This is a genomic window from Noviherbaspirillum sp. (assembly GCF_035944575.1).
Taxonomy (GTDB): domain Bacteria; phylum Pseudomonadota; class Gammaproteobacteria; order Burkholderiales; family Burkholderiaceae_D; genus Noviherbaspirillum.
Map to the genome: position 1 here is coordinate 1 of NZ_DASZBA010000111.1, position 25,837 is coordinate 25,837.

Here is a 25,837-nt window from a genome sequence, read left to right on the forward strand (position 1 = left end):
CAAGAAAAGGTTTCTTGATGAATGCATCGTAGCTCTTGCCTGGTGCGACTCTGCATTGCAGCGAACCACTCATCAGGAGAATCGGAAATAGAGAACCATTTGGCCCGGAGTTCAAACGCTCGCTCAGTTCCAAACCACTAAAATCGGGCATGCAGCAATCGGAAATCAGAAGTCGCGGCTGATGAACCCTTATTTGCGACAGAGCCTCTTCGCCGCTGAATGCAACGCGCACAGTATAGCCATGGGTTTCCAACAACATCGAACAATTCTCAGCCATGTTTGGGTCGTCATCCACTATCAAGATCATCACTGCTCCTTAAATTCGCCAGTTTGAATGGGCGAAATACTTTAGAGCAAAGCAAGCTCTGCTTTGCCTGGCGAAATGCCTGCGTTTTGTTTAAAGGATAGCGAACAGGATGTCCAAAATCCTCCCGAATAAGGGAGTTATAACTGAAGGGAGTCAAACGGAATGGCTCTGAGAATGAGCAAGACGGGAAGAGACCGAGAATACCGCTGCCTGATGAAGAAGTGCGGCCTACTCTTTGTACCATACAGGAAATATGCGGAAGTACCTACTTTTTTTGGCGGGACTTAAATTCCGGACCAAATCGAGTTATCCATAAGGGACCAGGCAAGATTATCAATCCTAATAGCTACGAACATCCGCTTCGATGCGACTGTCCGCTTCTAGCCGATGGCTGTCCTTCCCGACCGGCTGCCATCGACCCGAAGCGGATAGTCAGAAAAGCCGACGATACCCTGATCTGACGCTTATTTAATCACTGCCAACCATAGCAAGCACTGCAGAAAGCTTTGCCATATCGACCGGCTTAACCATATGGTGGTCAAACCCGGACGCAAAAGAATTTTGGCGATCATGTTCCTGTCCATACCCCGTCACAGCAATAAGAATGGCTTTGGCTGTCTTGGGATGAGCGCGAAGGTGTTGCGCCAGCTCGTTGCCATCCATTTCCGGAATGCCGATATCAAGAAGGTAGACGTCCGGCATTTCGATTCGCGCGGTTTCGAGTGCACGTAGTGACCGGTGTTCTATCAACACGTTGTGCCCGGACGCCGTCAAATACATCGATAACATCTGCGCAGCGTCGACGTTATCGTCGACGATTAAAATCTTCAATGGCGCGTTCGCAGTGAAGGCTTCGCGTCCCTGACTGCGCCGCTCTACTCTCTGATTCGGTGTCATCAGTCTTGGCAGACATACCTTGAACTGACTGCCGAGCCCAGGCCCCTTACTTGCGCAGGATACGGTTCCGCCATGGAGCTCGACCAGACTCTTGACCAGTGCAAGTCCCAACCCGAGCCCACCCGAGGAGCGATCCGATGTCCTCTCTGCTTGCGAAAACAGATCGAATACACGTTCCAGAAGATCAGATGCCATGCCGATTCCATCATCCTCGACACTGAGGCTGATGGAATCCGCTTCCACCTGCGTTTTCAATAGAATGTTGCCGCCATCATGGGTATATTTGGCGGCATTGGCCAGGATATTGGCCAGAACCTGGACTAGCCGCTTGTTATCCCCCATGACCATTGCTGTCTCCGGAGGCACATGCAGCATCAGGTGATGCCGGCGAAACTGGATCAACGGGTTCACCTGCTCCACCGCTTCGGCGACGATACGATGAACGTCTACCGGCATCTTTTCCAGATCAATTAACCCACGGGTAACACGCGATACGTCCAACAAGTCGTCCACCAGACTCGTCATATGCTTTACCTGGCGGGAAATGATTTCACTCGTGCGTCTGACCATGGTTTCATCGACCCTGGCGGTATTCAGTATCCTGGCGGCTGTACTAATGGGTGCGAGCGGATTACGCAGCTCATGGGCAAGCATCGCAAGGAATTCGTCCTTCCGAGCGTCCGCATCCTTGAGCTTTTCCTCGGCGACTTTCTGGGCATGGATATCGGTGCAGGTGCCCATCCATCGAATGATCTTTCCATTGTCGTCATGAATCGGCAACGCTCTGCCGAGCGTCCAACGGTATTCTCCGGAATGGTGGCGCAGCCGATACTGGATCTCATACGCTTCCCCCGTTGCCAGGCAATGCTGCCATTCTTCCCGTGCCCTTAACTGATCTTCAGGATGAAACACGTCATTCCAGCCGCTCCCATTGGTAGAACCGTTCGGCTCGCCGATGAAGTCGTACCATTGCTGGTTATAATAATCATGAAACCCATCCGGCAACGTAGACCACACCATCTGCGGCATGGCATTGGTGATCGTACGAAATTTCGTTTCGCTTTCGCGCAATGCAGCCTCCGCCTTGACGAGTCCCGTGATATCCATCTGGGCGACGACCGAACCGATGACCTTGCTGATCGCGTCGCGTACCGGCGTCCCATGAAACAGAATCGTACGCCGCACGCCAGGCGATCCGAACGGTTCGATTTCGATGATATCGCGTGGCGATTCCTCGCCCGCCAAGGCACGCACCTGGGCCCACTCATGGGGCTGGACTGGCTGGCCATGTTTGTCCGAGCCGTCTGCCCACCATCCTTTCCAATGACGTTGTGCGTCAGTGGTTTCGGTCACGGGATAGTCACCCCAGATGCGGCTGTTCTCCGGGTTAGTCAAAATGAATCTGCCACCGTGATCCGCCAGCGTGATCCCGACAGGCGCGGCATGCAAGACTGCATTGAGGCGATGCCGCTCGGTCCCCGCTCGCTCCAGTGTCATATCCGAAAACCGGCCGACCGACTCGGAAAGCGCCTGATCGATGGCTTCGTTGAAGCGGGTCACGTCGTCAGGGTCTGTCACTAGTCCAGCCTTCGCATTGGTAGCCCACAGCTTCAATACGCTGGCACGAAGTGCGCGATACTCCGACACCAGTTGGGTAATCGTATAACCGGACTCCAGCCGTGCACTGGCGTGCGTCTCGGCATAGGTTTCTTGTGAGCTTTGAGGTCCCCGCCCCATCGATTTTTCTGACTGCTGGAGCGGTGTCTGAGGCATTTGCAGGTCATCGATGATGACGTCCAGCATATACGACGCATGGTTACGCAGCGCTTCCGCATCCATGGTCAGGGCAGGCGGTTCAATGGTTCGGGCAAAATCTTCCCATTGACTGAGGATAGACTCTTTGTTTTGGGAGATGAAGGAGGACAGACGCATTGCGATATCAGTACAAATGTGGGGTCAAGGAAGTGCCGGATGGCTATGACCCGTTGCAAATAGAATGTACTGATTACTGTTGACGAACAGTTTTGAAGACTTTCACTCCATCTTACGCACTAAATCAGAGTAACGTGCGATTAATTTGCTTGCACATACTGCATACTTGCTGCGCGCGAGACGTTTGAAATACTCGGTCGCGTCGATCACCATGCATGCCGACATGGAACTGTTTCTCTGTCGTCAGGCGAGCAGGAAATTGGTGCAATCTGGCACCCCGCTTTTCATATCTGGCTCAATTAACGAGAGAGCGCCGCGTCATAGCCAAATTTTGATTGATGCGTGCGTTGACTTCGCGTTTTTCAGCCTACCTATAGGCTCTGAGCAACTGCTTTCAGCGACTCCTCAAGCTGCAGAAACGAAAATGGCTTCGGCAGAAGTGCATCGACTGCTTCTATTGCACCCCTTGGCGCCTGGCAAAATTCAGGACTAGTTCCAGTAATTCACACAATCGGATTTATGGCCTTTGTAGGCCTGAGCGTACTGGCGCTTGAAAAATCCCGGTGCATGGAAACAATCAACACATCGACAAATACCTTATCAATCAATCGCAATGCCATGTCGATGTTCGATGTCCTTTTTACGAAATGCCCACCCTGCTTGAACGTGTCATTGATGATTTGCGGAACGAACCGGCCTGGTTCCACCACAACGATAGAAGAACGATGCGAACAATGCGACAAGGCAATTATTCAAGGACGCAATCAGACCAGAAAGCCAATTGGCAGCTCCCATCAAATAGCTCTGCAAAGTAGATGACATAGGCTCCGGCATTCTTATTCATTGGTGCAGCTATGCGTGCGCACTCCCATTTCCTGCATTGATACGAATTTGTTTGTCATACTGAAGTCCAATTTTCGTTTCAACAAGCTCGTTTGGACGAGGTGAACAATGAAAACCATGCTGATCAAAGGCGAAAGAACGCCGTTGTTTGATAAAGACTTGTTACAAGTAATCAACGTGTCCGAGTCGGAGTCAGAGATTGATGACAGCGATAACCTGATTCGGATTGGCGTGCAGAATGAAGACGGGAAGATCTATCGGATAATTGGCGCAAATGATGTTTTGGAATTCACGCACATCATCAAGGACTTGCATGCAAACCACTGGCCAGTTGAAAACCGTGATCCTGATTCCAGGAGGAGCCTGCATTCTGTCGTACTCCCTCCCGAGGAGATCCAAATGAAGGCACTGGGGATTGACCCGGAAGATCCGGGTAGCGCTGCCTGATCTGTCAACGACCATCATTAGTCGACTGATGCCGCGTTTGTTCAACGATCCCGAGCTATCGATGCGCCGGGCGGTAGCGGTCCACAGCAAGAATGTGCCGAATCCGCGGGCACGATAGCAACCTGTGCCTGCGGAGTCAGTCGGCGGTGTTCCTATTTTTGATGCTTGTGCTCGTGGTAGTGCTTTTGAATATCGTCGAGCTGTCCGCGTATCGCACCAGCAGGGAATTCAGAGTTGTGAATGTTGACGTAGAAATTCTGCGGGTTCTTCAAGATGCGCTGAACGATGCCATGCTCTCCTGTGGGAAACTTGTTTGGTTCCCCTTCGGTTAAACAGTCACCAGCTTGACCATCCTGCGGCCATGCAAGATTGGCGACAATCGGACCGTTGGCATTACGAGGCGCTTCGTGAATATGCGCTGCACGACCATTACCGGGAGCCTGATCCAGCTCTGCCAGTTTCTTGATGTCGACCAGCGCATAGCATAGTGTCTTCGGATCATCATCAATGCCGAAGACGTACGCCTTACCGCGCGCATCCGGGTCGCCGACAATCGTTCTGCTATTGTCGGCGGGTACTTCCTCCCGCCCGTCAAGCTCGGCTTCCAATACCACATTGAGATGGCCCGCCACAGCATAGGGGCTCCAGGCTGCCATTGACAGCAGGCTTACCGCTGCAAATCCACGAATCGATTTCATCATGTTTTCCTTGTGAGTTGAGTCAAGTATCGGGTCCACGCACGCAGCAATGATTGCCACATTGAATCACCCGATCCATGGACAAAAATTGGGCAAGAACTTAATGCAAAAGCGGTGCCATAAATTTAAGTAGCACAGCACCAGCCGCCGATATTTGTCTAGTTCAGGTTTGAAAATTCGTTATGTAAAAAATGGATGGCTTTGTAAAAAGTGGCGTGCTAATTGATCCGTCGCAGACAGATTATCGATACAAACAGGACTTAAAAGGCATAAAGAAACAAGCTGACCGTTTGAAGATATAAGGCGGTCTTTCCAGTGTTGAATTTTGTCCTAAACAATCAGCACCAATTTTTGACATTGCTTAAACTTTGAGGAAGCGGTTGCTGAATTTGGATAGGCATTTGTTCTCTCTTACAGAAGCGGCTCCATATCGGAGTCCGCTTCCCCACAGGAGACAAAAATGCGGACCCCGATATCCAGATATGCACTACACGCTACGCTGATAGCGGGCGCGTTAGCCAGCGCCTTCACAACAACCGCCAATGCATCGAGTCATCGAGAAGGGCCCTTCATCGCAGGCGTTCCAAAAGCCGATGGCACCGACCTTTACATGTTCCGCAGCTACGAAACTGGCCGGCAAGACTATGTCACGATCATGGCCAATTACGTGCCATTCCAGGATCCGCAAGGAGGTCCAAACTTCTATCCATTCGATGAAAACGGACTGTATGAAATCCATATCGATAACAACGGCGATTCTAGGGAAGACATCACGTTCCAGCTTCGCTTCAAGAGCACGTCCAAGCGCACTACGCTGAAAATCGGCGACAAGGATGTGCCGATTCCTATTATCAATTCCGGGCCAATCAACGGCGTCAATCCCGCAACGCTCAACCGGCGCGACACATATACGGTCGATATGGTGCGGGGTGATCGCCGCAATGGCCAACGAATGCCCCTGACAAACATTGCTGGCGGTGGAACAGAGTTCGACAAGCCGGTCGCCAATATCGGCGACAAAACCTTTGGCGGACCGTCCGGCTACGAGACGTATGCAAACCAGCACATTTATAACGTTGCCATTCCGGGCTGCGGCAACGGCAAGATATTTGTCGGTCAGCGCAAGGAGCCTTTCTATATTGCTGTTGGCAAGATATTCGATCTCATTAATCTCAATCCGCTGGGTGCCGAGATCAATGGCAACAAGAACGATCTGGAATTCAAGAATGTGAATTCCATCGCAATGGAAGTGCCAATTGCCTGCCTAAAAGGTGATGATCCAGTCATCGGTGCATATACGACTGCCAGTTTGCGCCAGGGTCGCCTTATTAATCCAACTCCTGAATCGGGCATCAATAACGCAACGAAGGAAGGCGGTCCCTGGGCACAGGTATCGCGTCTCGGCATGCCGCTCGTGAACGAGGTTGTGATTGGCGTGGATGACAAGGACCGGTTTAACGCATCAAGACCGACCGGCGATACACAGTTCATCGACTATGTGACCAATCCAACACTTCCCGCTTTGATGGAAACTTTGTTTCCAAGCGCAAAAGCACCGACGAACCTTCCCAGAACGGATCTCGTGACCGTCTTTCTCAAAGGCATTGAGGGTTTGAATCAGCCGAGGAATATCGTACCTTCGGACATGCTCCGCCTGAATACTGCCATTGCACCGACAGCGCCGGATGCGCAAAGCGCCCTCGGCGTTGCGGGCGGTGACAATGCCGGATTCCCGAACGGGCGCAGGCCGGCCGATGACGTCGTGGACCTGTCGTTGCGAGTAGCCATGGGTGCGCTTTGCGTACTGACCGGCGCGGAAGACAAGCTCAAGGTCGGCTGCAAACCGTCGGATGCGCCAGCCGGCGGATTGCCCCTGACCGATGGGGTACGCAAAACCGTGCATGACTTCAAATACACGTTCCCGTACTTCAATACGCCGATCCCCGGTTCATTCAATCAATAAGGAGAACATCATGAGTTCTCATTCTTTGGCGACAGCCGCCTGTGTGCTGGCATTCGCGATCACCGGCTGCGGTGGAAGTGCCGGAGATATGGCTGTCAAGGTCAACACCAACATGGGCACTGCGGGTAGCCAGTCCTCGGACGCTTTTATCGACAGGGTGAAGCCAATCATCAGCGCCACAACAGAGCATGACGGGCCCCATGCAATTGACTCAATTACGGTTACCAGACCGGAGGACACTGAGCCGATACCGATCAGCTGATAGTTGAAGTAGCACTACCACAGCAATTAATGCGGGGCTTGAGCTGGCGATTCAAGCCTCGCTTTCTTATGTCTTTCACTCTGCGAAGAGGACAAGCAGTTTGAACTTGAAAAACTTTGTAATAGGGGAAAACCAGAGTCCCTGTTCACCGTATAACCATTCATGAATAATTCAATTATTTGCTGACTTCGACCATGCAACTACCGCAGTTGATTGTGAACATAAGCCTGTAAATTGAATGAGGTGGCGCGATGGACCCGGAAGATAAAGTCGCAAATATCCTTCTCGTGATGGTTGGCGTAGTCTTCCTCACATATTTCTATATGTTTTAGTGCTGGATATTGCAAGCTCAAATTTGGCATTCAATGCAAAGCGGAAGTATCTTTGTCGCACTATGAACCACCGTCTACGTAAAGCTTCTGCAAGAATCGGTTGCGCGCCGGCACTGCCAATCACCGCGTTGATGCGCTAACCGCAGTGCTTCTTGCCACGCGATGCCCGGCGTCGCTCGTATTGGCCGACAGTTGGCTTCAGCTTCTCGGCTCTTTGAGAAATGCTTGTTGAACGGCATGGTTCGTCAGGGCTTTGCAGGAGTTGCTGCAGGCTGCTGCACAGTGCCTCCAGGCGGGCATCGGTACCCATTGCAACCGGCTCGCCCCAGTAACAGGCCAGTTCGTGGTCAGTGAAGTACATCCGGACGACATGTTCACCAACCGTGATATCCAGCAAATGCGGGCTCTTATGGTTCATGCCTTCACCATGGTTCCAGACAAACATCGTGAGATTCAATCCCAAGCGGCAGGAGATGGCCGTCAACCTGCTTTCAATCGCTGCGGCCGCCACTGCACGCTGTGCGGCATCGAAATACATGGTTTGCTTCATAAGCTTCACCCATTAAGAAGAACGGCCAGCATTCCGTTGGCTAAGGGTGGTATGAGTCATTCTGCAAGGCATGGTTGCGTGGTTTCGAGATGCGTGTTTGCGAAATCGCAAATCTTTATGTCCGCTATCTAACGGAAGTGCGAATGGGATCGTGCTGGATACCCGGGTGAATTTGCAGACGGAACTCACTGTGTAGATATGCCGAGTGAGCGACCGAAGGTACAGTATCGAACCGTCTCTTGTAGCCAATGGATGCCTTTTCCTACTGACCGTTATCGACCCTGGATTCAACCGGTCGATGCAACACCCTGAACTCTGCTCCAGCAGAAGGCTTATTGCGCAGGAAAACTTTAAGCTACCAAACGCCGGCGAGCGATTCCGTCAACTCCTTGCATTGACCTGTTGAATCCACTATACAAAGGCGACATTGAACGAGAGTCCAAATGACGATTGCGGCATGTCCAAAGCAATAGATCTGTTTTGATACTAAATGGCCGGGCCTCACGTTGCCCTCATCCGTTTCAATGATTGATGCCCCACGAGGGAGCAGCAATTTAAAAAGCAGTCCGCTGTCCCTACACTGTTACAATGCGCTGCACCTCACGCCCCTATCCGTGGAATCCAGTCAGCGGTTCCCTTGGCAGGTCATCTTCTTCCCCCCCTTTTTCTTACACCTGCCTCCTGGCCTGCAGGATCGCATGGACTTTAGGAGCAACCATATGAACAACGACCTCACCGGCCAGCTGGCACAGATTCTCACCGAGCATCATGATTCATTGCTGGAGGGCTGGATTGCAGGCATGCTGTCGCTCATGATACGGCGCGACAAAGTCGCCGAAAGCGCGATCCGCGAACAAGCCGCACGTTTTCTTCCGCTCCTGGCGAAGACGACTAAAAATGGACAGTCGCAGGACATTGACGCGCCAAACTGGAGCGAAGCGCTGCAATTGCTGGCCGAAATCTCGCAGGCACGCGTACGCCAGGGATTCAGTTCCATCGAAACGGCCAATTTCGTCTTTTCCCTCAAGGAGCCCATTTTTTCGCACTTGCGTACCGCGTTGGGTTCCGACGGCCAGGCGCTGGCCGAACAGACGATGGCTACCAGTGCGCTGTTCGATAAGCTTGGCCTGTACACCATTGAGGTCTACCAGAAGACGCGCGAGCAGGTCATCCAGCGCCAGCAGCAGGAATTGCTTGAACTGTCGACCCCGGTGGTCCAGTTGTGGCGGAATGTCCTGGCATTGCCATTGATCGGTACGCTCGACAGCGCCCGTACGCAGGTGGTGATGGAAAGCCTGCTGCAAAAAGTTGTCGATACCGGCGCTTCGATCGCCATCATCGATATTACCGGCGTACCGACGGTAGACACGCTGGTAGCGCAGCATCTGCTCAAAACAGTCGCCGCGGCACGTCTGATGGGTGCCGACTGCATCATCAGCGGCATCCGTCCGCAGATTGCCCAAACCATTGTGCACCTGGGCGTCAACCTCGAGGAAGTCACTACCAAGGCAACGCTCGCCGATGCGTTCGTTGTAGCCCTTCAGCGTACCGGCTCATCGATCAGCTACGCCAATCACGGAAAGTGAGATAGCATGGATCGCATCCCCATCCTGAAGTTGGGCAGGCTGCTGCTCGTGACGATCCAGGTCGACATGCACGATCAGCTGGCCATGACCCTGCAGGACGATCTAACCGAGCGCATCGTGAAAGACCGTGCCCAGGGCGTGCTGATCGACATTTCGGCACTGGACATCGTCGACTCATTCATCGGCCGCATGATCAGCAATACGGCGGCGATGGCGCGCGTGCTTGATGCGCGCACCGTGCTTGTGGGCATGCAGCCCGCTGTCGCGATCACGCTGGTTGAACTAGGCATGACACTGACCGGCGTCAAGACGGCGCTCAACGTCGAGCAAGGCGTGCGCTTGTTAGAGAGCGCATGACGCCGACATCCATGCATATCACAGGCCATCACGCCGGCACGGATGCCGTCACGATGCCGCTCCGGACCGATGAAGACGTGGTGCGGCTTCGTAAAACCGCCCGCGACTATCTGATTGCAACTGGCTTCGGCATGCTCGATCAGACCAAGATGATCACGGCAGCCAGTGAACTTGCGCGCAATACATTGCGCTATGGCGGCGGTGGTGAAGCCCGGCTGGCGATATTGTCCGACGGCGCTCGGCGCGGAGTCAGCATCAGTTTTCACGACGAAGGTCCTGGCATCGACGATGTCCGGCTGGCGCTGACCGATGGTTATACAACCGGCGGCGGCATGGGACTTGGTCTGAGCGGCGCGAAACGGCTTACCGACGAATTCGAGCTTGAGACCGCTCCCGGCAAGGGAACCATGGTTCGCATCGTCAAGTGGAAAGCTTTCTGAATATCTCAAGCCGACAGGCCGTATTTCCGATAGGCGAGATAGGCGAAGTATCCGCTGCGCGGCGCGCGGGGGTGAGTCTGGCGCGACGGCTCGGTTTTGACGAGACGATGGCCGGCAGGCTGGCGCTGCTCATTACCGAAAGCGCGACCAACATTGTAAAACATGCCACCCGCGGCCAGGTCATTCTCAGAGCGATCTCGGAAAAATCACGCGACGGCGTAGAAGTGCTCGCCCTGGATTCCGGCCCCGGCATCACCAATCTGGCATCGAGCATGCGTGACGGTATTTCGACCGCCGGCACATATGGCGTCGGACTGGGTGCGATTCGCCGGCTGGCCGATGACTTTGATATCTATACCGGCCCCGGCCGCGGTACGATCGTATGGATGCAGCTTTGGAGAAATGCGGCCGGCAGCGCGCACCGGGAACGGAACGAGCGGGACGAGCGGGACGAATGGGACATTGGCGTCATATGCCTGCCACTGGCGAGCGAAGACGAATGCGGGGATGACTGGCAAGTCGTTCACCATGGACCCGGTTCCCTGTCGGTCATGGTCGCAGACGGACTTGGGCATGGCCCGGAAGCCGCGCGGGCGTCGCGCGGCGCCGTCGATGCCATTCTCCGGTCCGGCAAGTCACCGCCGGCACAGATTCTCAGCGACGCACATGCCACATTGAACGGCACACGCGGCGCGGCGGTCGCGGTTGCCTGCATCAGCGCCCTGGCGGGACAGTTGCATTTCGCGGGCGTCGGTAACATCGAGGCCCGCATACTCGAGGGTGAGGCAGGCAGGCATATGGTTTCCCATAACGGGATTGTCGGCAGCAACCTGCGAAAGGTTCAGGAGTTCACTTTTTCCTGGCTGCAGGAATCGATGCTCATCATGCATTCGGACGGGCTTGGCACACGCTGGAATCTTGCCAATTATCCCGGCCTTTCTGCAAGGCACCCTGCCCTCATCGCCGCCGTTCTTTATCGCGACTTTGCACGAGCTCGCGATGACATAACGGTTTTAGCACTGAGACAGTCCGTGAAACACCAGTCTGATGACAGAATGATCGCTCCATAGTGAAAGCACCGCTCCGAAGAACAAACCCATGATGCGCCGGATTCTCTCTGTCTCGGTCAAGACCGAACTTGACGTGCTCGCAGCGCGCCAGCGTTCGCGACAGATTACCGCGCTATGCGGCTTCACAAGCCATGATCAGGTCCGGATTTCGACCGTTGTATCCGAACTTGCGCGGAATATCTACAACTATGCGGATTCGGGACGCATCGACTTTTCCATTTCCCAGCAATCTGACGTACAGAGCCTGATGATCCGGATCGAGGATCTGGGACCGGGTATCGCCCATCTTCCCCTGATCCTCGCTGGCCGGTATCACTCTGAAACCGGCATGGGGCTGGGCATCCTCGGTGCCCGCAGGATGATGGACGAATGCGATATCACGACCGTTCCGAATGAAGGCACGACGATTGTCCTGAAAAAGCTGTTGCCCGCTGGCGCCGCGTACCTGACACCGGCCATGATCGGCGACATCGGTTCGCAAATTGGTACTCTGCAGGTGAATGTGGCCTTGTCCGAGATGCAACAGCAGAACAAGGATCTGCTTGAGGGCTTTGCGGCGCTGAAGGCGCACCAGGACAAACTGCTGCAGCTGACCCAGGAATTGCAGACCACGAACGAGAAGATGGTCGCACTGAACGTCGAGCTTGCCGTGAAAGCCGAACAACTGCAGCGCGCCGATGTGCGCAAGGATGAGTTCCTGGCGATTCTCGCCCATGAACTGCGCACTCCGCTTGCTGCCGCCGCGATGACAGCCGACGTACTGGAGAACGTCCCCGTGTCCCAGGCACGGGTGATCGAACTGGGAAAGACCATCTCCCGTCAGGTCGGCCATATGAGCAGGCTGGTGGAAGACCTGCTCGATGTATCGCGCGTCACCCGAGGGCTGGTGGCGATCAAGAACGATCCAGTGGACATGCGTGCCGTAGTGCTGGCATCGCTGGAGCAGACCAGTCCGCTGGTCAAATCCAAATCACATTCGCTTCTGCAGTCGTTACCGGATGTCGCCTGCCATGTATCCGGCGACATGACACGCCTTGTCCAGGTGGTGAGCAACCTGTTGACGAACGCGGCAAGATACACGCCCGCTGGCGGACGCATTACCGTCGACCTTGCGGCGGACGAGGATTGGATTGTGGTGGAGGTAATGGACAATGGTGTCGGGATAGATCCTGAACTTATGCCGCGCCTATTCGATTTATATGTACAAGCGGAGGTCTCGACCGATGCAAGGACCGGCGGACTTGGCCTCGGGCTTTCGCTGGTCAAAAGCATTGTAGATCTTCATCGAGGAACAGTTTCCGCTGCCAGCGAAGGCAACGGGAAAGGTAGTCGGTTCCGGGTCCAGCTTCCACGAATTCAATGAGCACTTGGGAGAAACAGAGAATGGAAACCCAATTGTGCGCAGCGGTGGCAAGCGACGTTTCGATGTAAAAGGATTCCAGGATTGTTTCACCGACCTGCCCAATAAGCTTGGGGTCGTGAGCATGGAAAAGCTGTCGACGGACTTTTTCGACAGAATTGGCCCGACGCAGTCTCTCGTACCTTCCCGTCCAACCCGAATAGTCACATCCTGCATACTTCTGCCAGCAAGAAAGCCAGTTTTTTGGTGTCGACCGGCTTGACGAGGTGATGATCAAAACCGGCAGCCAGCGTTTGCTTTCGGTCTTGCTCCTGACCGTACCCGGTCACCGCGATGAGCACCGACTTGGCGGTTTCCGGTTGGGCACGCAAGCGTTGCGCCAGCTCGTTGCCATCGATTTCAGGTAAGCCGATGTCGAGCAGGCACACCTGCGGCTTTTCTTCCCTGGCCCGTTCCAGCGCCTTACGTGACGCATGCTCGACCAGCACCTCATGCCCAGATGCTTCCAGCAGCATGGCCAGCATCGCTGCCGCATCGACGTTGTCATCCACTACCAAGATGCGCAAGGAATGGGTGTCCTTGCGCATGTAGCTGTCGACATTCTGCCGGTGGGTGTCGCTTTGCTCGTGAACCAGGCGCGGCAGACACACAGTGAATTTGCTCCCCTTGCCCAAACCGGCGCTTTCACACGCCACCGTGCCGCCATGGAGGTCAACCAGACTCTTGACCAGTGCCAGTCCCAGGCCGAGTCCACCCGAGGATCGATCGGAGCTGCGCTCGGCCTGTGCAAACAGATCAAACGCGCGGGCCGCCAATTCTGGGGACATGCCAATGCCGTTATCTCCCACTTCGATGACAACATGCGCCGCATGCACGTCAACCTTCAGCACGATATTACCTCCCTCCGGCGTGTACTTGACGGCATTGTTGAGGATGTTGGCAATGACCTGCACCAGGCGCTTGTTGTCACCCTTGACAATGGTGGTGTCCGGAGGCAGGTGCAACGCAAAGTGATGCCGCCGGGACTGGATCAGTGGCGTTACCTGCTCCACCGCATCGCCCACGACACGCCGGATGTCGAGCGGCGCATTGTCGAGCTCGACCAGGCCACGTGTCACGCGGGAGACGTCCAGCAGGTCGTCTACAAGGCTCGTCATGTGGCTCACCTGCCGGCCGATGATCTGGCTGGTCTGGCGCACGCGCTCTTCATCCAGCTTGATTATTTGCAGCAGTTCGGCAGCCGCACCGATGGGTGCCAGGGGATTTCTGAGTTCATGCGCCAGCATGGCCAGAAACTCGTCCTTGCGCCGGTCGGCCTCCTGCAGCTTTTCCTGTGTAGCCTTGCGCTCGGTGATATCCCGAAAGAAGAAAGCCAAGCCGCCGTCAAGCGAAGGATAAGCGCGCGATTCAATCCACCCGTTTTTCCCATCAGGAAATGTATAGGGCACTTCGACGATCTGAGGGGTATGCGTTTGTTTGACCTTCTCGAAGAGATCGCCAACTGCGGTGCCTATGAGTTCAGGCCATACCTGCCAATGATTTTTCCCAATGACTTCGTGTGCTGCGCGCTGTGTGATACGCAGCCCCGCTGCATTCATGTACACGATGGTCCAATCCCTATCGACCAAGCCGAAGCCCTCAGTCATGCTGTCGAAGATGTACTGGTTCTGATCCCGCTCGCGGCGCAGTTCACTTTGGGTCCGTGCATTCTCCACGGCAGCCCAGGTGCGGTCCACCATGTCTTGCGCCAAGGCGATTCCATGCGCCGTCCAGTAATGCGGTCGGGAATCATGCAAGTTCAGGATGGCGCGCAGCCGACCCTCTTTCATCAGCGGAATGGACATGAAAGACCGCACGTTCAGCTCGGCATAAGCGGTCGCATGGGCGGCAGAGCGTTCGTCGGCCGTCACATCGGCGATTGCGAGATCCTTTCCCGCGCGTACCACTTCGCCCACGAGTGGGCCAAAATCATCCAATCGCAATACCGCTCCGGCCATTGATCGCGATTCGCCACTGGTCCAATCAGGTTTCATGGTGAGGACCTCACCCGACTCATCGACTTCGGCATAGACCACGCCGCCCACGCCGAGATGCTTGCCAAGCAGCTCACTCGCCGCAGCGGCAATGTCGTTGGACGCGTTCAGGTGACGTAGACGCTCTGTCAGCTCGCATTGAAACGCATAGCGGCGTTCGGCCTGCATCCTGCGAGTCGTTTCGACAGCCGTGATGTATATCCCGACAACGGCCCCGCTGTAATCTATGACAGGAGAAAAGGACGAGGTGTACCAGCGCTGCGTAGGGATACCGGCTGGCTCCACCATGTAGGGAATGTCCTCGAAGTATGAGGTCTTGCCCGCCATTGCATCGTCGATGATCGGCCCGATTTCGGGCCATATCTCGAACCACATCGCACTGAAGCTTTTGCCCAGCATGGCAGGGTGCTTGTCCCCCAGCTGCGCTGCATAGGCATCGTTATACAACGTGCTCAGCCCCTGCCCCCAGATTATGGCCGCCGGGGAGCGGGACTGCAGGACCAGACCCACGACCGTATGGAGCTGTTGCGACCAAGTCTCAGGTGGTCCGATTGCGCACACGGACCAATCCAGCTGACGCATGAGGGAGGGCACTTCGCCGTCGACATTAAACCAAGGAAAGTTTTGCAATGAATCGTTCATGCCAAGGATTTTCGCATGACTGGCCACTGTCTTGCCCGCTGCTCAATGGCAGGAGAAATGACAAGTATGCAGTTGCGATTTGGTAATATGGCGGGACATTCTGGCAGCCAAGATGTCAATACGACGTCATCATCCACTGCAAGCACGCACGAGGAAAAAATGGAGAGTGAAGCCACAAGCCTCAACAAAATTGTGATGACGCCTCATCTGCTCGCACGCACAGAAAGGGCTCCGAATAGGCAAGCGGAACGTGATGGCTTTGCCCGGTTGGCTCACCGAACGTCCGAAGGCAAGGTCGCGATACTCAACGCGTTGTGTGAACTTGCATTACAACTTTGCCGGGCCGGCTCATAGGATCTCCGCGTGATGAGTATCCTTGCAGAACACACGTCCGCCGCATTAAGACTTCAGGAAAGTTGATAGCAACATCAATGCATTGAATACTTGCATCGTAACGCGCCAGGCTATCCCGAATCTCGTTAAAAGCGGGAATGGCTGCCTGACCTTCTGCTATCGGTACATTCTGATCTCAACATGATGAATTAGTGTCCTGTCGCCACTATTGCCCAGCCCTTTCTGCGCCCAAAACCGGCATGTCGTCGAATCACCTTGGGACCGTAAAGCGCAAAACCCATTGCGCGTATGACGCATCTGTCGACGCACTGTCGAAATCCGCTTCCTCCACCGTACAGACGGGATGCAGCGCGCATCCGGCGTTGCCGACCCAGGGGTATGACAACGGCACCCTTCATCAACGTCACGCTAATCGGTGAGGATGTCAGCATGTCCGCACCGGCCGGCGGACCCGCCATCAATGACGGGGTGAACGGGCTCCAGCGACCGAGGGGACAGGACGATCTCCGGTCCTGTCAGACAGGCAACGCGACGCGGTTAATCATCCGGTCATATTCTTCGGCGATGAAGTGCCGCAGGTTGGTTCGGATCAGCGGCAGCACCTGATCCTTGTAGTTGACGCTCATGCCGCCGACATGCGCGGTGACGATGACATTGTCCATCGACCAGAACGGATGGTTGCGCGGCAGCGGCTCAACGGTGAAGACATCCAGTCCCGCGCCGGCAATCGTTCCTTCGCGCAATGCACGCAACAACGCGTCTTCATCCACCACGCCGCCCCGCGCTAGGTTGAGGAAATAGGCGCTGCGTTTCATCGCCCCCAGCACCTGGGCATCGACGATCCGGTCGGTGTCGGCGGAATACGGCAGCAGCACGATGACGTAATCCGCTTCGCTCACCGCCTGCGTCATCTGATCACGGGTATAGATAAGATCAAACCACGGCACATCGCGTAACGAAGAGGCAACGCCCGTGACCCGCATGTCGAACGCCTTGCAGCGGCGCGCGATATCCTCCGCGATCGCGCCGACGCCGATCATGGTCACCGTGCTTCCCAGCAGTGGCTGTTGCGGCCAGCGTTCCCACTTGCCGGCTTCCTGGTTCTTCAGCATCTTGCGGAAATTGCGCGTCAGGCTGAGCATGTGCAGGAAGGCCATTTCCGCCATTTGCGGGCCGGCGACGCCGCGTGCATTGGTCAGCAACAGGTTCGGCGGAAGGGTCGTCAGCGTTCGCAGCGCGTCGGCACCCGAGGTGAGCGCCTGTATCCATTTCAGGCGTTGCGCACCTGCCAGCCACTCATCCGAAAAGTAATGCGGCAGCGCCAGCGCGCAGACAATGTCGGCGTCGCTGAAATGCGGCCGCGCTTCGGCAAGCGTGGTGGCAGATGCGATCCGCACATCGGGGAACTCGGCGGCCAGTGCATCGCGCAGGTAATGCGCGTCGATATCGAAAATGAGCATCTTCATGTCAGGCCCGTCGGCAGTACGAAGTCAGTATGGGATCATTCACGATAGGATGGCTCCCTGCGATCCAGCATCCGGCGCAATGCGTGCCAGTCGCGGTCCTTGATGAATTCATTGGACTTCGCGAACTGGATGGCCGCGTGTTCGCACACTTCCTGAGGCGGATGCACCAGCGGTGCATTGCGACTGGTGGCATCGAGCTGGATCTGGCATGCCATTTCCAGGTAATACATTTCCTCGAAGGCCGAGCGCACCGTGGGACCGGCTGTCAGCAGGCCGTGGTTGCGCAGGATCAGCACGTTGTTCTTGCCAAGGTTCTTCACCAGGCGCTCCCGTTCGTCGAGGTCGAGGGCGATGCCTTCATACCCGTGGTAGCTGACCCGGTTGTAGAAGCGCATCGAATGCTGCGAAATTGCCAGCAAGCCTTCTTCCTGAGCCGATACCGCGACGCCGGCGCGTGTATGGGTATGGAACACGCAATGCAGATCATGGCGCGCCTTGTGAATCGCCGAATGAATGACGAAGCCGGCCGGGTTGACATCGAGCGGGTCATCTTCCACCGGGTTGCCGTCGAAGTCGACCTTCACCAGGTTCGATGCGCTCACTTCTTCATACAGCAAGCCGAAATGGTTGATCAGGAACTGGTCGTCATGGCCGGGCACACGCAGCGAGATATGGTTGTAGATCATATCCGTCATGCGGTAATGCGCGGCCAGCCGGTAGCAGGCGGCAAGGTCCTCGCGTGCCGCCCATTCTTCGGCGGAAACGCGCGAGCGCATTGTGCGGCGACGTTCTTCAAGGAGGGGTTGAAGTGTTTGATTGTCCAATTTCTTCACCTTCATGTTGGTTGAAAAAGCCGCGGTAATTGCAGTGCATTGCAGTGCAGGCCGCGGTGGCCTGTTGAATCATGACTCATGAGGCGGCCCTCATGGCGCGTGGCGGCGTCTGCAGGAGCGGGTCGGAAAGCGTCGGCGCGTGCAGCATCAGGTTGTGCGGGCCCAGTTCGCCGATCCCTGTTGCGCCGAGAAGAGTCAGGGTCCGGTCGAGTTCCTCGGCAAGTATTCGCAACACATCGCTTGCGCCATTCTCGCCGCGCGCGGCCATGCCGTACAGCAGCGGCCGACCGATGAACACCGCCTTCGCGCCGCAGGCGAGCGCCTTCACCACATCGGACCCGCGACGAAAACCGCTGTCGACGAAGACCGGCAGCTGTTGGCCCGCCGCGTCCAGCATGCGGGGCAACGCAACCATGGCGGCCGGCGCCGCATCGAGCTGGCGTCCGCCGTGGTTTGACACGATGATGCCGTCGACGCCGTGCAATGCCGCCTTGCGCGCATCGTCCGGATGCAGCAGGCCCTTGACGAGGATCGGCCCGTCCCACATCCGGCGCAGCCAGGCAATGTTTTCCCATACGAGGCTGCGATCCATCGCCCGCGCCAGAAGCGCCGCCTGCACTTGCGGCGATCCGCCCGCCCCCTCCGATTCGGCGAGGTTGGCGAATTGCGGCATGCCGGCGCGCGCAAGCCGCGCAAGCCAGGCGGGATGCAGGCACAGGTCGAGCAGGGTCGGCAGCGTGGGGCGAAAAGGCAGGCGAAAGCCATTGCGCACATCGCGCTCGCGATAACCGCTGACCGGCACATCGACGGTCAGCACCAGCGCCTGATAGCCGGCGTTGCGTGCACGGCGCACGAGCTGTTCGGCGATGCTGCGCTCGCCCATGACGTAAAGCTGCAGCCACTGCATGCCGCCCGCGGCGGCGACCTCTTCAAGACGGGTATTGGATGCGGTCGACAGAACGAAGGGAATGCCCGCCACTGCTGCCGCACGCGCAAGCAGCAGGTCGCCTTGCGGGCGCAGCAGACCGTTGAAGCCGGTGGGTGCGATTGCAAAAGGCCGCTTCCATGTGTGGCCGAATACGTCGATGGCCGGATCAACCGTCGTGGTGTCGCGCAGGCAGCGCGGCAGCAAGGCAAGACTGTCGAGCGCCTCGCGGTTGCGCCGCATGCAGTGTTCGTCCTCGGCCGCGCCGTCGATGTACTCGAATACGAAGCGCGGCAGGCGGCGGCGGGCTTCGCGGCGGTAGTCTTCGATGTTGAGTAGCATGGGCAAGCGGTTTTCAGATGGACGTTAATGCGTTGGTTCGATTGTTCTCACGTGATAAAAGACGAACACCGGCGATGTCATTTTCCGAAGTTTGTCGTGCCGCGCCGTAACGGGCCCTCCGCAGGCAGCGGGTGCAGCCGGGGTTTCAGTCGACGTGTCACCTGCTGCGAAACGGTACAGGCTTGCAGGCCCGTACTCGACGTTCAGGGTGGGGTGTGAAGGCGGACTATCGACTGCGATCGATCGACCCTTCCCCCTCGCGCGAGCGCCCCATCCCGACCGGCAGACATGTGTTTGCTAGCGCAATACGTTCAGTGGCAAGACGACATGTTCTCCGAATTTTCTGCTTCGCTCCCTTCAAATAGGGATGGCGTCGGCGGTGGCGCCGATAGAGTCTGACCGCCTTGCAAAATAACAGACCGCGTTACGGCATCAACTTCGGTAACCACAACGAAATACCCGGAAACGCACACAAAATAATCAACCGCGCCACATCGACGCCGATGAACGGCATCGTTCCCCGATATATCCGTCCCAACGTGATATCCCGTGCGATCGAATTGATCACGAAGACATTGATGCCCACTGGCGGGCAGATCATGCCGAAGGTCACCGCCATCACGATGATGACGCCAAACCATACCGGGTCGAAACCGAGCTGCATCATGGCCGGGAACACGATGGGCACGGTCAGCAGGATCATCGCCAGTTCGTCCATCACCGCGCCGAGCACGAGGTAGCCGAGCATGATGATCGCCAGCACGCCGTAGGCGCCGACCGGCAATCCGACCAGGAAGCCGACTGCCTTCTGCGTGAATTGCGTGATGGTAAGGAAGTAGCCGAACAGGAAGGCGCCGACCACGATCAGCATGATCGCCGATGATACCCGCAGCGCATCGATCAATGCGGCACGGATCTCTGGCCAGCGCAGCCGTCCCCGCAGGATGCCGATCAGCAGCGTGCCGGTGGCGCCGATGCCGGCGCCTTCGTTCACCGTGAACCAACCCATGTAGATGCCGCCCAGCACGAACAGGAACAGCACCATCACCGCCCACAGGTCACGCAGGCTTTTCCAGCGTTCAGGCCAGGTATGGCGCTCGCCGAGCGGCATGTGAGCCGGGTTGCGCATGCCGATGAATTGCACCACGCCGGTGTAAAAGAGCACCGCGAGGATGCCCGGTATGACGCCGGCGGCAAACAGCTTGGTGATGTCGGTGTCGGTCATGATGCCGTACAGCACGAAGATGACCGAGGGCGGGATCATGATGCCCAGCGTTCCGCCGGCTGCGATCAGCCCGGCGGCGAAGCCCGGATCGTAGCCGGCCTTGCGCATCTCGGGCAGCGCCACCTGCGACATCGTGGCCGCTGTCGCCACCGACGAGCCGTTGATCGCCGCGAAGCCGCCGCAGGCTGCGATCGCCGCCAGCGCCAGTCCGCCTCGCCGGTGTCCGAGCCAGGCACGGCCGGCGGCGAACAATTCGCGGCTCATGCCGGAATGGGATGCGAACGCACCCATCAGGATGAACATCGGAATGACTGCAAGATCGTAGTCGGTCAGGACCGACAGCGGCACATTCGACAGCAGGTTCAATGCGGGCGTGATGCCGGCAAGCACGCCGAAGCCGAGTACGCCGATGATGCCCATGGCAATCCCAATGGGCACCCGCAGTGCCATCAGCACAAACATCAGGACGAAGCCGCCCAGCGCAACGAGGTCACGATCCATGGCGGGCCTCTCCCACGTCGTCAAGGTCATCGTGCGGATCATGGCCACGCGCGACTTCAAAAGCGCGCAATGCCGCCAGCAGCGCCGCCACCACCGCGCCGGCGGCGGCCACCGCGTAAAACCATATCATCGGCAAGCGCAGATCGGAGGTGGCCTGGGTGCCGGTATTGCCGACCTTTACCCAGATCATCCACGCCAGCGGTGCGAGGAATGCGAGGGTAAGCAGGCTGGCAAGCACATCGATGCGGCGGCGGTTGGTCGTGTTCATCATTTCCCATACCGCGTCGACGCAGATATGCCCGGCGCGGTAGGTGGCGATCGAGATGCCCCAGAACATGGCGATTCCCAGCAGCAGGCGGGAACCGTCGAACCAGTCGGGCACGGTCTGCCCGAACAGATCACGCAAGATCACATTGCCGGAGGTCAGCAATGCGATCAACAGGAGGAAGACGGCCGCGATCGTTTCCGTCGCCGACAGGAGGCGCTTCATCGCGGATCAGTACGCCGCGTTGCGCGATGCCAGCTCCTTGCGGAAGCCCTCCAGCACATCTTTCGGTTTGGCGCCCGCTTTCTCGGCGCTCTGCATCCATTGCTGGGTCACAGGCTGCACCGCCTTCTTCCACGAGTCGATTTGCTGCGGCGTCAGCTTGACGATGGTATGACCGGACGTCTGCGCCAGCTTTTCCCGCCCTGAATCTTCCTGGTTGCCCCACGCATGCCCGACCTTGTCCGCCCATGCATTGCTGCAATGGTCATCGATGACTTTCTTTTGCGACGCCGACAGCTTTTCATACCACTGCTTGTTCATCAACCAGGCAAAGCTGGCGGCATACAGGCGCGCATCCATGTGGTATTTCACCGCCTTGTCGATGTTGAAGGAAATGATCGAATTCCATGGAAAGGTGATGGCATCGGCTACACCCTTTTCAAGGGCATCGCGGGATTCCGGCGCGGAAACCTGAACGTTGGTGCCGCCGAGCTGGGTGACGGTCTGGGCTACGGTGCCGTTGGCTGGGCGGATCTTCATGCCCTTGATCTGCTCCGGGTCGGTTATCGGCTTCTTCGAGTGCAACGTGCCGACGTGCAGGTGGGCGAAGCAGAACTTTACATCCTTCATCTCCGTCTCGGCGTACTTGCGGTACCAGGCATCAAGCGCGGCGGAACCCGGTCCTGGCATGGCGACCTGCATCGGTAGTTCGCTGGCGGCGAAGACCGGGAACCGGCCAGCCTGGTAACCAGGGCTGACCCAGCTCATGTCGGCGATCCCGTCGCGCGCCATGTCATAGTGGTCAGCCGCCTTGCCAAGTTGCTGGGCGGGATAGAGCGTGACCTTGATGCTGCCCTTTGACGCTGCTTCCACTGATTTCGCCCACGGCTCGAACCCGGTGGAAGCAAGTGCATGCTGGGCGGGCAGCCAGTTGGCGAAACGGAGTTCGACGGATTTGTCCTGCGCGGTGACGGTTGCGGCGGCGCCGGCGAGGGTGACGGCGAGTGACAGCGTGCTGATCTTGGAATGGGTCATGGTGTGTCTCCTTTTATTGGTTTGCTGCTTTGTCAAAATGACCGTCCGTGTGCCCGGACTCAATTTCATCAAGGAAGGGCCTCCTTCCCCGTGAAAGGGGAAGAAAACAAGTCGTCTATTTCGCCGGCGTGTTGGGCCGCACATCAAATTCCGCCTTGTTTCGCACAAACCGCACTGGCTTGGCTACCATCGCCGGTGCCGGCAGTCCCAGCGATTGCGCGAGCGTACGCCCTTCCGGATCCGCCAGCGCCGCTTCTCTTGCCCGCCTGACCCTGCTTGCGGCGTCCGCCGACATCGCATTGCGTTCGACATCCGCCAGAATCGCAGTCAAATTCCGGTGTCCCCGCTCGCTGGTTTCACCATAACCTTTTACCAGGTTGCCGCATAGCGCAAGCTCATACGCCAGTCCGGTCGAGTGAACCAGCGCTTGCCGCACCGCATCGAGCCAGCGAGCGATCATCCTCTGTTCGGCCGCGAAGCGCGACGTGCGTGGCCGCCACCTGCGCAGCGAACGCAATGCGCAGAGCATCAGGAAGCCGCTTACCGTATCGGTCCGCACATGCAGGCCGGCATGCATTTTGTCCTTACGTGACGCATAGCGCCTGTGCACGCGGTCTGCAAGGCTGGTCGGCAGTATGGAACACATTTCATCCAGACCCGGCTTCAGGTATTCGGTCAGGCGCAGCGGTTCCCCGTCGCGCGCGCCAACCTCGGTGCGCACCCGCGCGAAACGCGCCTTGCGCGTCTTGAGATCGGCTACGCGGATCACGTCTTCATAGCTCATCCACAATGCCAGGTAGCGCGCGGTTTCGCGCGTCACCGGGTAACGGGCCGGCCCGCCGCCGGCATCGCGTTCGTCGCGGTAGACGGCTTCGACCCGGTCCAGATAGGCGTTGGCGTACGCCGCGTCCTGGTAATCGAAGACCTGCTCGGTGCCGGTCTGGACGATGGGGCGCAATTCTTCCGCAAAGACATGCAGGCGCGCCGATGCCGGCGCATTCTTGTGCTTGTGCGGTGCCGGTTCGGGCGGCATGGCCGGCGATGTTGCCAGGTCAAAACCAGCTTCGAAGCCTTGCAGGCTGGCTTCCACCGCCTTGCCCGACCGGCGTATCGCTTCCAAGCATGCCGCCTTCGATACCGGCAGCGCACCGGCGCCGGCCATGGCGCCGAACATCACCGTGTTGATCACCGTGCCATGCTTCAGCGCTATGGCTTTCAGGTCGGACAGCACCAGCGTGCGTGCGAATTGCTTCGCCGCCGCAAGCACCTTGCCGCCGTCGAACCGGCCATCGCCCATGGACGATTTCTCGACCACCGCATACTCGCGATGCGAGGACGCGATCAGCGCGGTACGAGACGGATCGATGAAGCCACTCTGGATCAGGCGCCCTGCTTCAAGCAATTCCGACGCAGCGGCGACATCCACGTCGCCGGGCATCGGCGTCAACGACATGACGGGATGGCGGCCGTCCAGCTCGCTGCGGGGCACCGGAAAGATTTCGATGTAATAGGTGGTGGCGCCGGTGCGCTGCGCGACACCGGGAATCGATGTGCTCTGCACCGGGAAATCATGCACACTGGCCGCGGCAACCAGCCAGTCGGCCAGCACGCCGCCGCCCTCGCCGCCGAGCGCGGCGATCAGGATCGTGACGGGACGAGTATGGTTCAGGTCCATGCGTTCGCGTGGCGGGCGGACCCGGCCAGTCGGTCGATGACGAAGCGGCGCATGCCGTGCAGCAGCATGTCCCACTTCGACGGGTTCTGGATGATGTCGGCCTTGTAGAACGACGGACACAGCACCGCCGCATGCGACACTTCGCCACACAGGCCGCAACCGACGCAGCCCTGGTTGATCGTGGCCACCGGATCGGTGCGTAGCGGGCCCGGATTCGGCTTGATCGTGAGCGATGGGCAGCCCGACAGGCGGATGCAGGAATGATCGCCGGTACAGACATCGTCGTCGATGCCGAAACGGGTACGTACCACGCGCTCGCCGCGCTTCAGCCGGGCGGCGGTCTGCGGCTTGATGCGGCGCTGTTTTTCGAGCTGGCATTCGCCGTCGGCGATGATGACCTTCAATCCTGCTTCCTCGGTCGTCATCGCGTTCGACAGCGTATCGACCATGTCCGCGACCTGATAGCTCGGCACCGTCTTCACCCAGGTCACGCCGATGCCGCGCAGCGCCTTTTCCATGTCCAGCGATAGCGGCTGGCCGGCGGCGGGCGACGACGGGATCGCCTGCGTGCCCGTGGCGGAGGTGTAGCCGTTTTTCATGATCACCAGCACCGAGTCGTGCTTGTTGTACACCGAATTGACGATGCCGCTGGTGAACCCGTTATGCCAGAAGCCGCCGTCGCCCATGATGCTGACGACGCGGTTGCGCATCAGGCGGCCGATGCCGGCGGAACTGGCGAGGCCGAGTCCGTAGCCGAGCACCGTGCTGCCGATATTGAAGGGCGGCAGCGTGCCGAAGGTATGGCAGCCGATATCGGCGCTGACATGCACCGGCCCGAGGTTTTTTTGCATCAGCTTGAGCGCGGCGAACACCGGCCGTTCCGGGCAGCCAATGCAGAAGCCGGGTGGACGGGCGGGTACCGGCGCGCCGAGTGCCTGCGCGCCGCTCTCTTTCAGGCGCACCAGCGATTCCGCCGCCAGGGTGGCCTTGTCGGCCTTGTCCGCTTCGATACCCGCGGGTCGGGCCTCGCGGATGAACTTCCCTATGCCCGTGAGCAACACCTCGCCGGTATATTCGCCGGCCAGCGGCAACAAGTCCTTGCCGTGCAGCCGGGTCGTGACGCCGGCTTTCCGGAGGATGGCATGGATCGCGTCCTCGATATAGTTCGGCTGCCCCTCCTCCACCAGCAGCACCGCGTTCTTATCCTTGCAGAACGCCTCGATCTCGTCCGGCACCAGGGGGTAGACGACGTTGAGCACATGGATCGGGATCTCG

At 57.7% G+C, this 25,837-nt stretch carries 22 protein-coding genes; 9 read left to right on the top strand and 13 right to left on the bottom strand.

All coding sequences use genetic code 11. The annotated features are described in order from the left end of the window. Both VGU61_RS07075 and VGU61_RS07080 read right to left on the bottom strand, forming a co-directional pair. The coding region (locus VGU61_RS07075; protein ID WP_326858405.1) for a response regulator at positions 1–307 on the bottom strand (307 nt) is incomplete at its 3' end. A gap of 468 nt (positions 308–775) precedes the next feature. Further along, positions 776–3,136: an ATP-binding protein gene (locus tag VGU61_RS07080; RefSeq protein WP_326858406.1), complete on the bottom strand. Its 2,361-nt coding sequence runs from the start codon at positions 3,134–3,136 to the stop codon at positions 776–778. A gap of 951 nt (positions 3,137–4,087) precedes the next feature. On the opposite strand from VGU61_RS07080, the gene VGU61_RS07085 reads away from it, so the two are divergent. After that, positions 4,088–4,426 carry a hypothetical protein gene (locus tag VGU61_RS07085; protein WP_326858407.1) on the top strand — a complete coding sequence of 113 codons (339 nt, stop codon included), beginning with the start codon at positions 4,088–4,090 and terminating at the stop codon, positions 4,424–4,426. Between the two features lie 152 nt (positions 4,427–4,578). Here the strand turns inward: VGU61_RS07085 and VGU61_RS07090 are convergent, their stop codons facing one another. Continuing rightward, positions 4,579–5,124 (bottom strand): CHRD domain-containing protein, encoded by a 546-nt coding sequence (locus VGU61_RS07090; protein WP_326858408.1) that lies wholly within the window; start codon positions 5,122–5,124, stop codon positions 4,579–4,581. A gap of 460 nt (positions 5,125–5,584) precedes the next feature. Between VGU61_RS07090 and VGU61_RS07095 the strand changes: the two genes are divergently transcribed. Both VGU61_RS07095 and VGU61_RS07100 read left to right on the top strand, forming a co-directional pair. Then, positions 5,585–7,087, top strand: coding sequence for a DUF4331 domain-containing protein (locus tag VGU61_RS07095; RefSeq protein ID WP_326858409.1), 1,503 nt, complete (start codon positions 5,585–5,587; stop codon positions 7,085–7,087). Positions 7,088–7,097: 10 nt separating this feature from the next. Beyond that, positions 7,098–7,349 (top strand): hypothetical protein, encoded by a 252-nt coding sequence (locus VGU61_RS07100; protein WP_326858410.1) that lies wholly within the window; start codon positions 7,098–7,100, stop codon positions 7,347–7,349. 468 nt (positions 7,350–7,817) lie between these two features. Here VGU61_RS07100 and VGU61_RS07105 read toward each other — a convergent pair whose 3' ends face one another. Then, the gene (locus VGU61_RS07105) at positions 7,818–8,231 is read right to left on the bottom strand and encodes a hypothetical protein (protein WP_326858411.1); all 414 of its coding nucleotides are present in this window, start codon (positions 8,229–8,231) and stop codon (positions 7,818–7,820) included. A gap of 719 nt (positions 8,232–8,950) precedes the next feature. Between VGU61_RS07105 and VGU61_RS07110 the strand changes: the two genes are divergently transcribed. Genes VGU61_RS07110 through VGU61_RS07130 form a run of 5 tightly spaced genes read left to right on the top strand, consistent with a single transcriptional unit; the run spans position 8,951 to position 13,047 of the window. After that, entirely contained in the window at positions 8,951–9,817 is an 867-nt protein-coding gene (locus VGU61_RS07110; RefSeq protein ID WP_326858412.1) for an STAS domain-containing protein, read from the top strand. A gap of 6 nt (positions 9,818–9,823) precedes the next feature. Continuing rightward, a complete protein-coding gene (locus tag VGU61_RS07115) occupies positions 9,824–10,174 on the top strand; it encodes an STAS domain-containing protein (protein ID WP_326858413.1) in 351 nt (116 codons plus the stop codon). An 11-nt stretch (positions 10,175–10,185) separates the two neighbouring features. Further along, positions 10,186–10,614, top strand: coding sequence for an ATP-binding protein (locus VGU61_RS07120; protein WP_326858414.1), 429 nt, complete (start codon positions 10,186–10,188; stop codon positions 10,612–10,614). Continuing rightward, positions 10,599–11,684 carry an ATP-binding SpoIIE family protein phosphatase gene (locus VGU61_RS07125; RefSeq protein WP_326858415.1) on the top strand — a complete coding sequence of 362 codons (1,086 nt, stop codon included), beginning with the start codon at positions 10,599–10,601 and terminating at the stop codon, positions 11,682–11,684. The genes VGU61_RS07120 and VGU61_RS07125 overlap by 16 nt, the downstream gene beginning before the upstream one ends. A gap of 28 nt (positions 11,685–11,712) precedes the next feature. Then, positions 11,713–13,047: an ATP-binding protein gene (locus VGU61_RS07130; RefSeq protein WP_326858416.1), complete on the top strand. Its 1,335-nt coding sequence runs from the start codon at positions 11,713–11,715 to the stop codon at positions 13,045–13,047. A 200-nt stretch (positions 13,048–13,247) separates the two neighbouring features. On the opposite strand, the gene VGU61_RS07135 is transcribed toward VGU61_RS07130, so the two are convergent. After that, complete coding sequence (locus VGU61_RS07135) at positions 13,248–15,719, bottom strand: ATP-binding protein (protein ID WP_326858417.1); 2,472 nt, start codon at positions 15,717–15,719, stop codon at positions 13,248–13,250. Between the two features lie 15 nt (positions 15,720–15,734). Here VGU61_RS07135 and VGU61_RS07140 point away from each other — a divergent pair, with 15 nt between their 5' ends. Further along, positions 15,735–16,073, top strand: a complete 339-nt coding sequence (locus VGU61_RS07140; protein ID WP_326858418.1) for a hypothetical protein — start codon at positions 15,735–15,737, stop codon at positions 16,071–16,073. 515 nt (positions 16,074–16,588) lie between these two features. Here the strand turns inward: VGU61_RS07140 and VGU61_RS07145 are convergent. The 8 genes from VGU61_RS07145 to VGU61_RS07180 all read right to left on the bottom strand — a co-directional run. Next, positions 16,589–17,539 (bottom strand): D-2-hydroxyacid dehydrogenase, encoded by a 951-nt coding sequence (locus VGU61_RS07145; protein WP_326858419.1) that lies wholly within the window; start codon positions 17,537–17,539, stop codon positions 16,589–16,591. A gap of 35 nt (positions 17,540–17,574) precedes the next feature. Then, on the bottom strand, positions 17,575–18,315 hold the full coding sequence (locus VGU61_RS07150) for a class II aldolase/adducin family protein (RefSeq protein WP_326858420.1): 741 nt from the start codon (positions 18,313–18,315) through the stop codon (positions 17,575–17,577). A gap of 133 nt (positions 18,316–18,448) precedes the next feature. After that, complete coding sequence (locus VGU61_RS07155) at positions 18,449–19,639, bottom strand: alpha-hydroxy acid oxidase (protein WP_326858421.1); 1,191 nt, start codon at positions 19,637–19,639, stop codon at positions 18,449–18,451. A gap of 424 nt (positions 19,640–20,063) precedes the next feature. Continuing rightward, positions 20,064–21,365, bottom strand: coding sequence for a TRAP transporter large permease (locus tag VGU61_RS07160; RefSeq protein WP_326858422.1), 1,302 nt, complete (start codon positions 21,363–21,365; stop codon positions 20,064–20,066). Beyond that, on the bottom strand, positions 21,355–21,855 hold the full coding sequence (locus VGU61_RS07165) for a TRAP transporter small permease (protein WP_326858423.1): 501 nt from the start codon (positions 21,853–21,855) through the stop codon (positions 21,355–21,357). Before VGU61_RS07165 ends, VGU61_RS07160 begins: the two co-directional genes overlap by 11 nt. Positions 21,856–21,861: 6 nt before the next feature. Continuing rightward, on the bottom strand, positions 21,862–22,887 hold the full coding sequence (locus VGU61_RS07170) for a TRAP transporter substrate-binding protein (protein WP_326858424.1): 1,026 nt from the start codon (positions 22,885–22,887) through the stop codon (positions 21,862–21,864). Positions 22,888–23,002: 115 nt separating this feature from the next. Beyond that, positions 23,003–24,562, bottom strand: coding sequence for an indolepyruvate oxidoreductase subunit beta family protein (locus VGU61_RS07175; RefSeq protein ID WP_326858425.1), 1,560 nt, complete (start codon positions 24,560–24,562; stop codon positions 23,003–23,005). Then, positions 24,553–25,837: thiamine pyrophosphate-dependent enzyme (locus VGU61_RS07180; protein WP_326858426.1), on the bottom strand; the 1,285-nt coding region annotated here is incomplete at its 5' end. The genes VGU61_RS07175 and VGU61_RS07180, both read right to left, overlap by 10 nt.

Bases quoted from the DNA above. Each gene is read 5' to 3' on its own strand.
- VGU61_RS07095 (WP_326858409.1), top strand. From the start codon at position 5,585: ATGCGGACCCCGATATCCAGATATGCACTACACGCTACGCTGATAGCG.
- VGU61_RS07165 (WP_326858423.1), bottom strand. From the start codon at position 21,855: ATGAAGCGCCTCCTGTCGGCGACGGAAACGATCGCGGCCGTCTTCCTC.
- VGU61_RS07140 (WP_326858418.1), top strand. From the start codon at position 15,735: ATGACTGGCCACTGTCTTGCCCGCTGCTCAATGGCAGGAGAAATGACA.
- VGU61_RS07145 (WP_326858419.1), bottom strand. From the start codon at position 17,539: ATGAAGATGCTCATTTTCGATATCGACGCGCATTACCTGCGCGATGCA.
- VGU61_RS07170 (WP_326858424.1), bottom strand. From the start codon at position 22,887: ATGACCCATTCCAAGATCAGCACGCTGTCACTCGCCGTCACCCTCGCC.
- VGU61_RS07135 (WP_326858417.1), bottom strand. From the start codon at position 15,719: ATGAACGATTCATTGCAAAACTTTCCTTGGTTTAATGTCGACGGCGAA.
- VGU61_RS07110 (WP_326858412.1), top strand. From the start codon at position 8,951: ATGAACAACGACCTCACCGGCCAGCTGGCACAGATTCTCACCGAGCAT.
- VGU61_RS07160 (WP_326858422.1), bottom strand. From the start codon at position 21,365: ATGGATCGTGACCTCGTTGCGCTGGGCGGCTTCGTCCTGATGTTTGTG.
- VGU61_RS07100 (WP_326858410.1), top strand. From the start codon at position 7,098: ATGAGTTCTCATTCTTTGGCGACAGCCGCCTGTGTGCTGGCATTCGCG.
- VGU61_RS07090 (WP_326858408.1), bottom strand. From the start codon at position 5,124: ATGAAATCGATTCGTGGATTTGCAGCGGTAAGCCTGCTGTCAATGGCA.
- VGU61_RS07175 (WP_326858425.1), bottom strand. From the start codon at position 24,562: ATGGACCTGAACCATACTCGTCCCGTCACGATCCTGATCGCCGCGCTC.
- VGU61_RS07120 (WP_326858414.1), top strand. From the start codon at position 10,186: ATGCATATCACAGGCCATCACGCCGGCACGGATGCCGTCACGATGCCG.
- VGU61_RS07155 (WP_326858421.1), bottom strand. From the start codon at position 19,639: ATGCTACTCAACATCGAAGACTACCGCCGCGAAGCCCGCCGCCGCCTG.
- VGU61_RS07115 (WP_326858413.1), top strand. From the start codon at position 9,824: ATGGATCGCATCCCCATCCTGAAGTTGGGCAGGCTGCTGCTCGTGACG.
- VGU61_RS07150 (WP_326858420.1), bottom strand. From the start codon at position 18,315: ATGCGCTCGCGCGTTTCCGCCGAAGAATGGGCGGCACGCGAGGACCTT.
- VGU61_RS07085 (WP_326858407.1), top strand. From the start codon at position 4,088: ATGAAAACCATGCTGATCAAAGGCGAAAGAACGCCGTTGTTTGATAAA.
- VGU61_RS07105 (WP_326858411.1), bottom strand. From the start codon at position 8,231: ATGAAGCAAACCATGTATTTCGATGCCGCACAGCGTGCAGTGGCGGCC.
- VGU61_RS07080 (WP_326858406.1), bottom strand. From the start codon at position 3,136: ATGCGTCTGTCCTCCTTCATCTCCCAAAACAAAGAGTCTATCCTCAGT.
- VGU61_RS07130 (WP_326858416.1), top strand. From the start codon at position 11,713: ATGATGCGCCGGATTCTCTCTGTCTCGGTCAAGACCGAACTTGACGTG.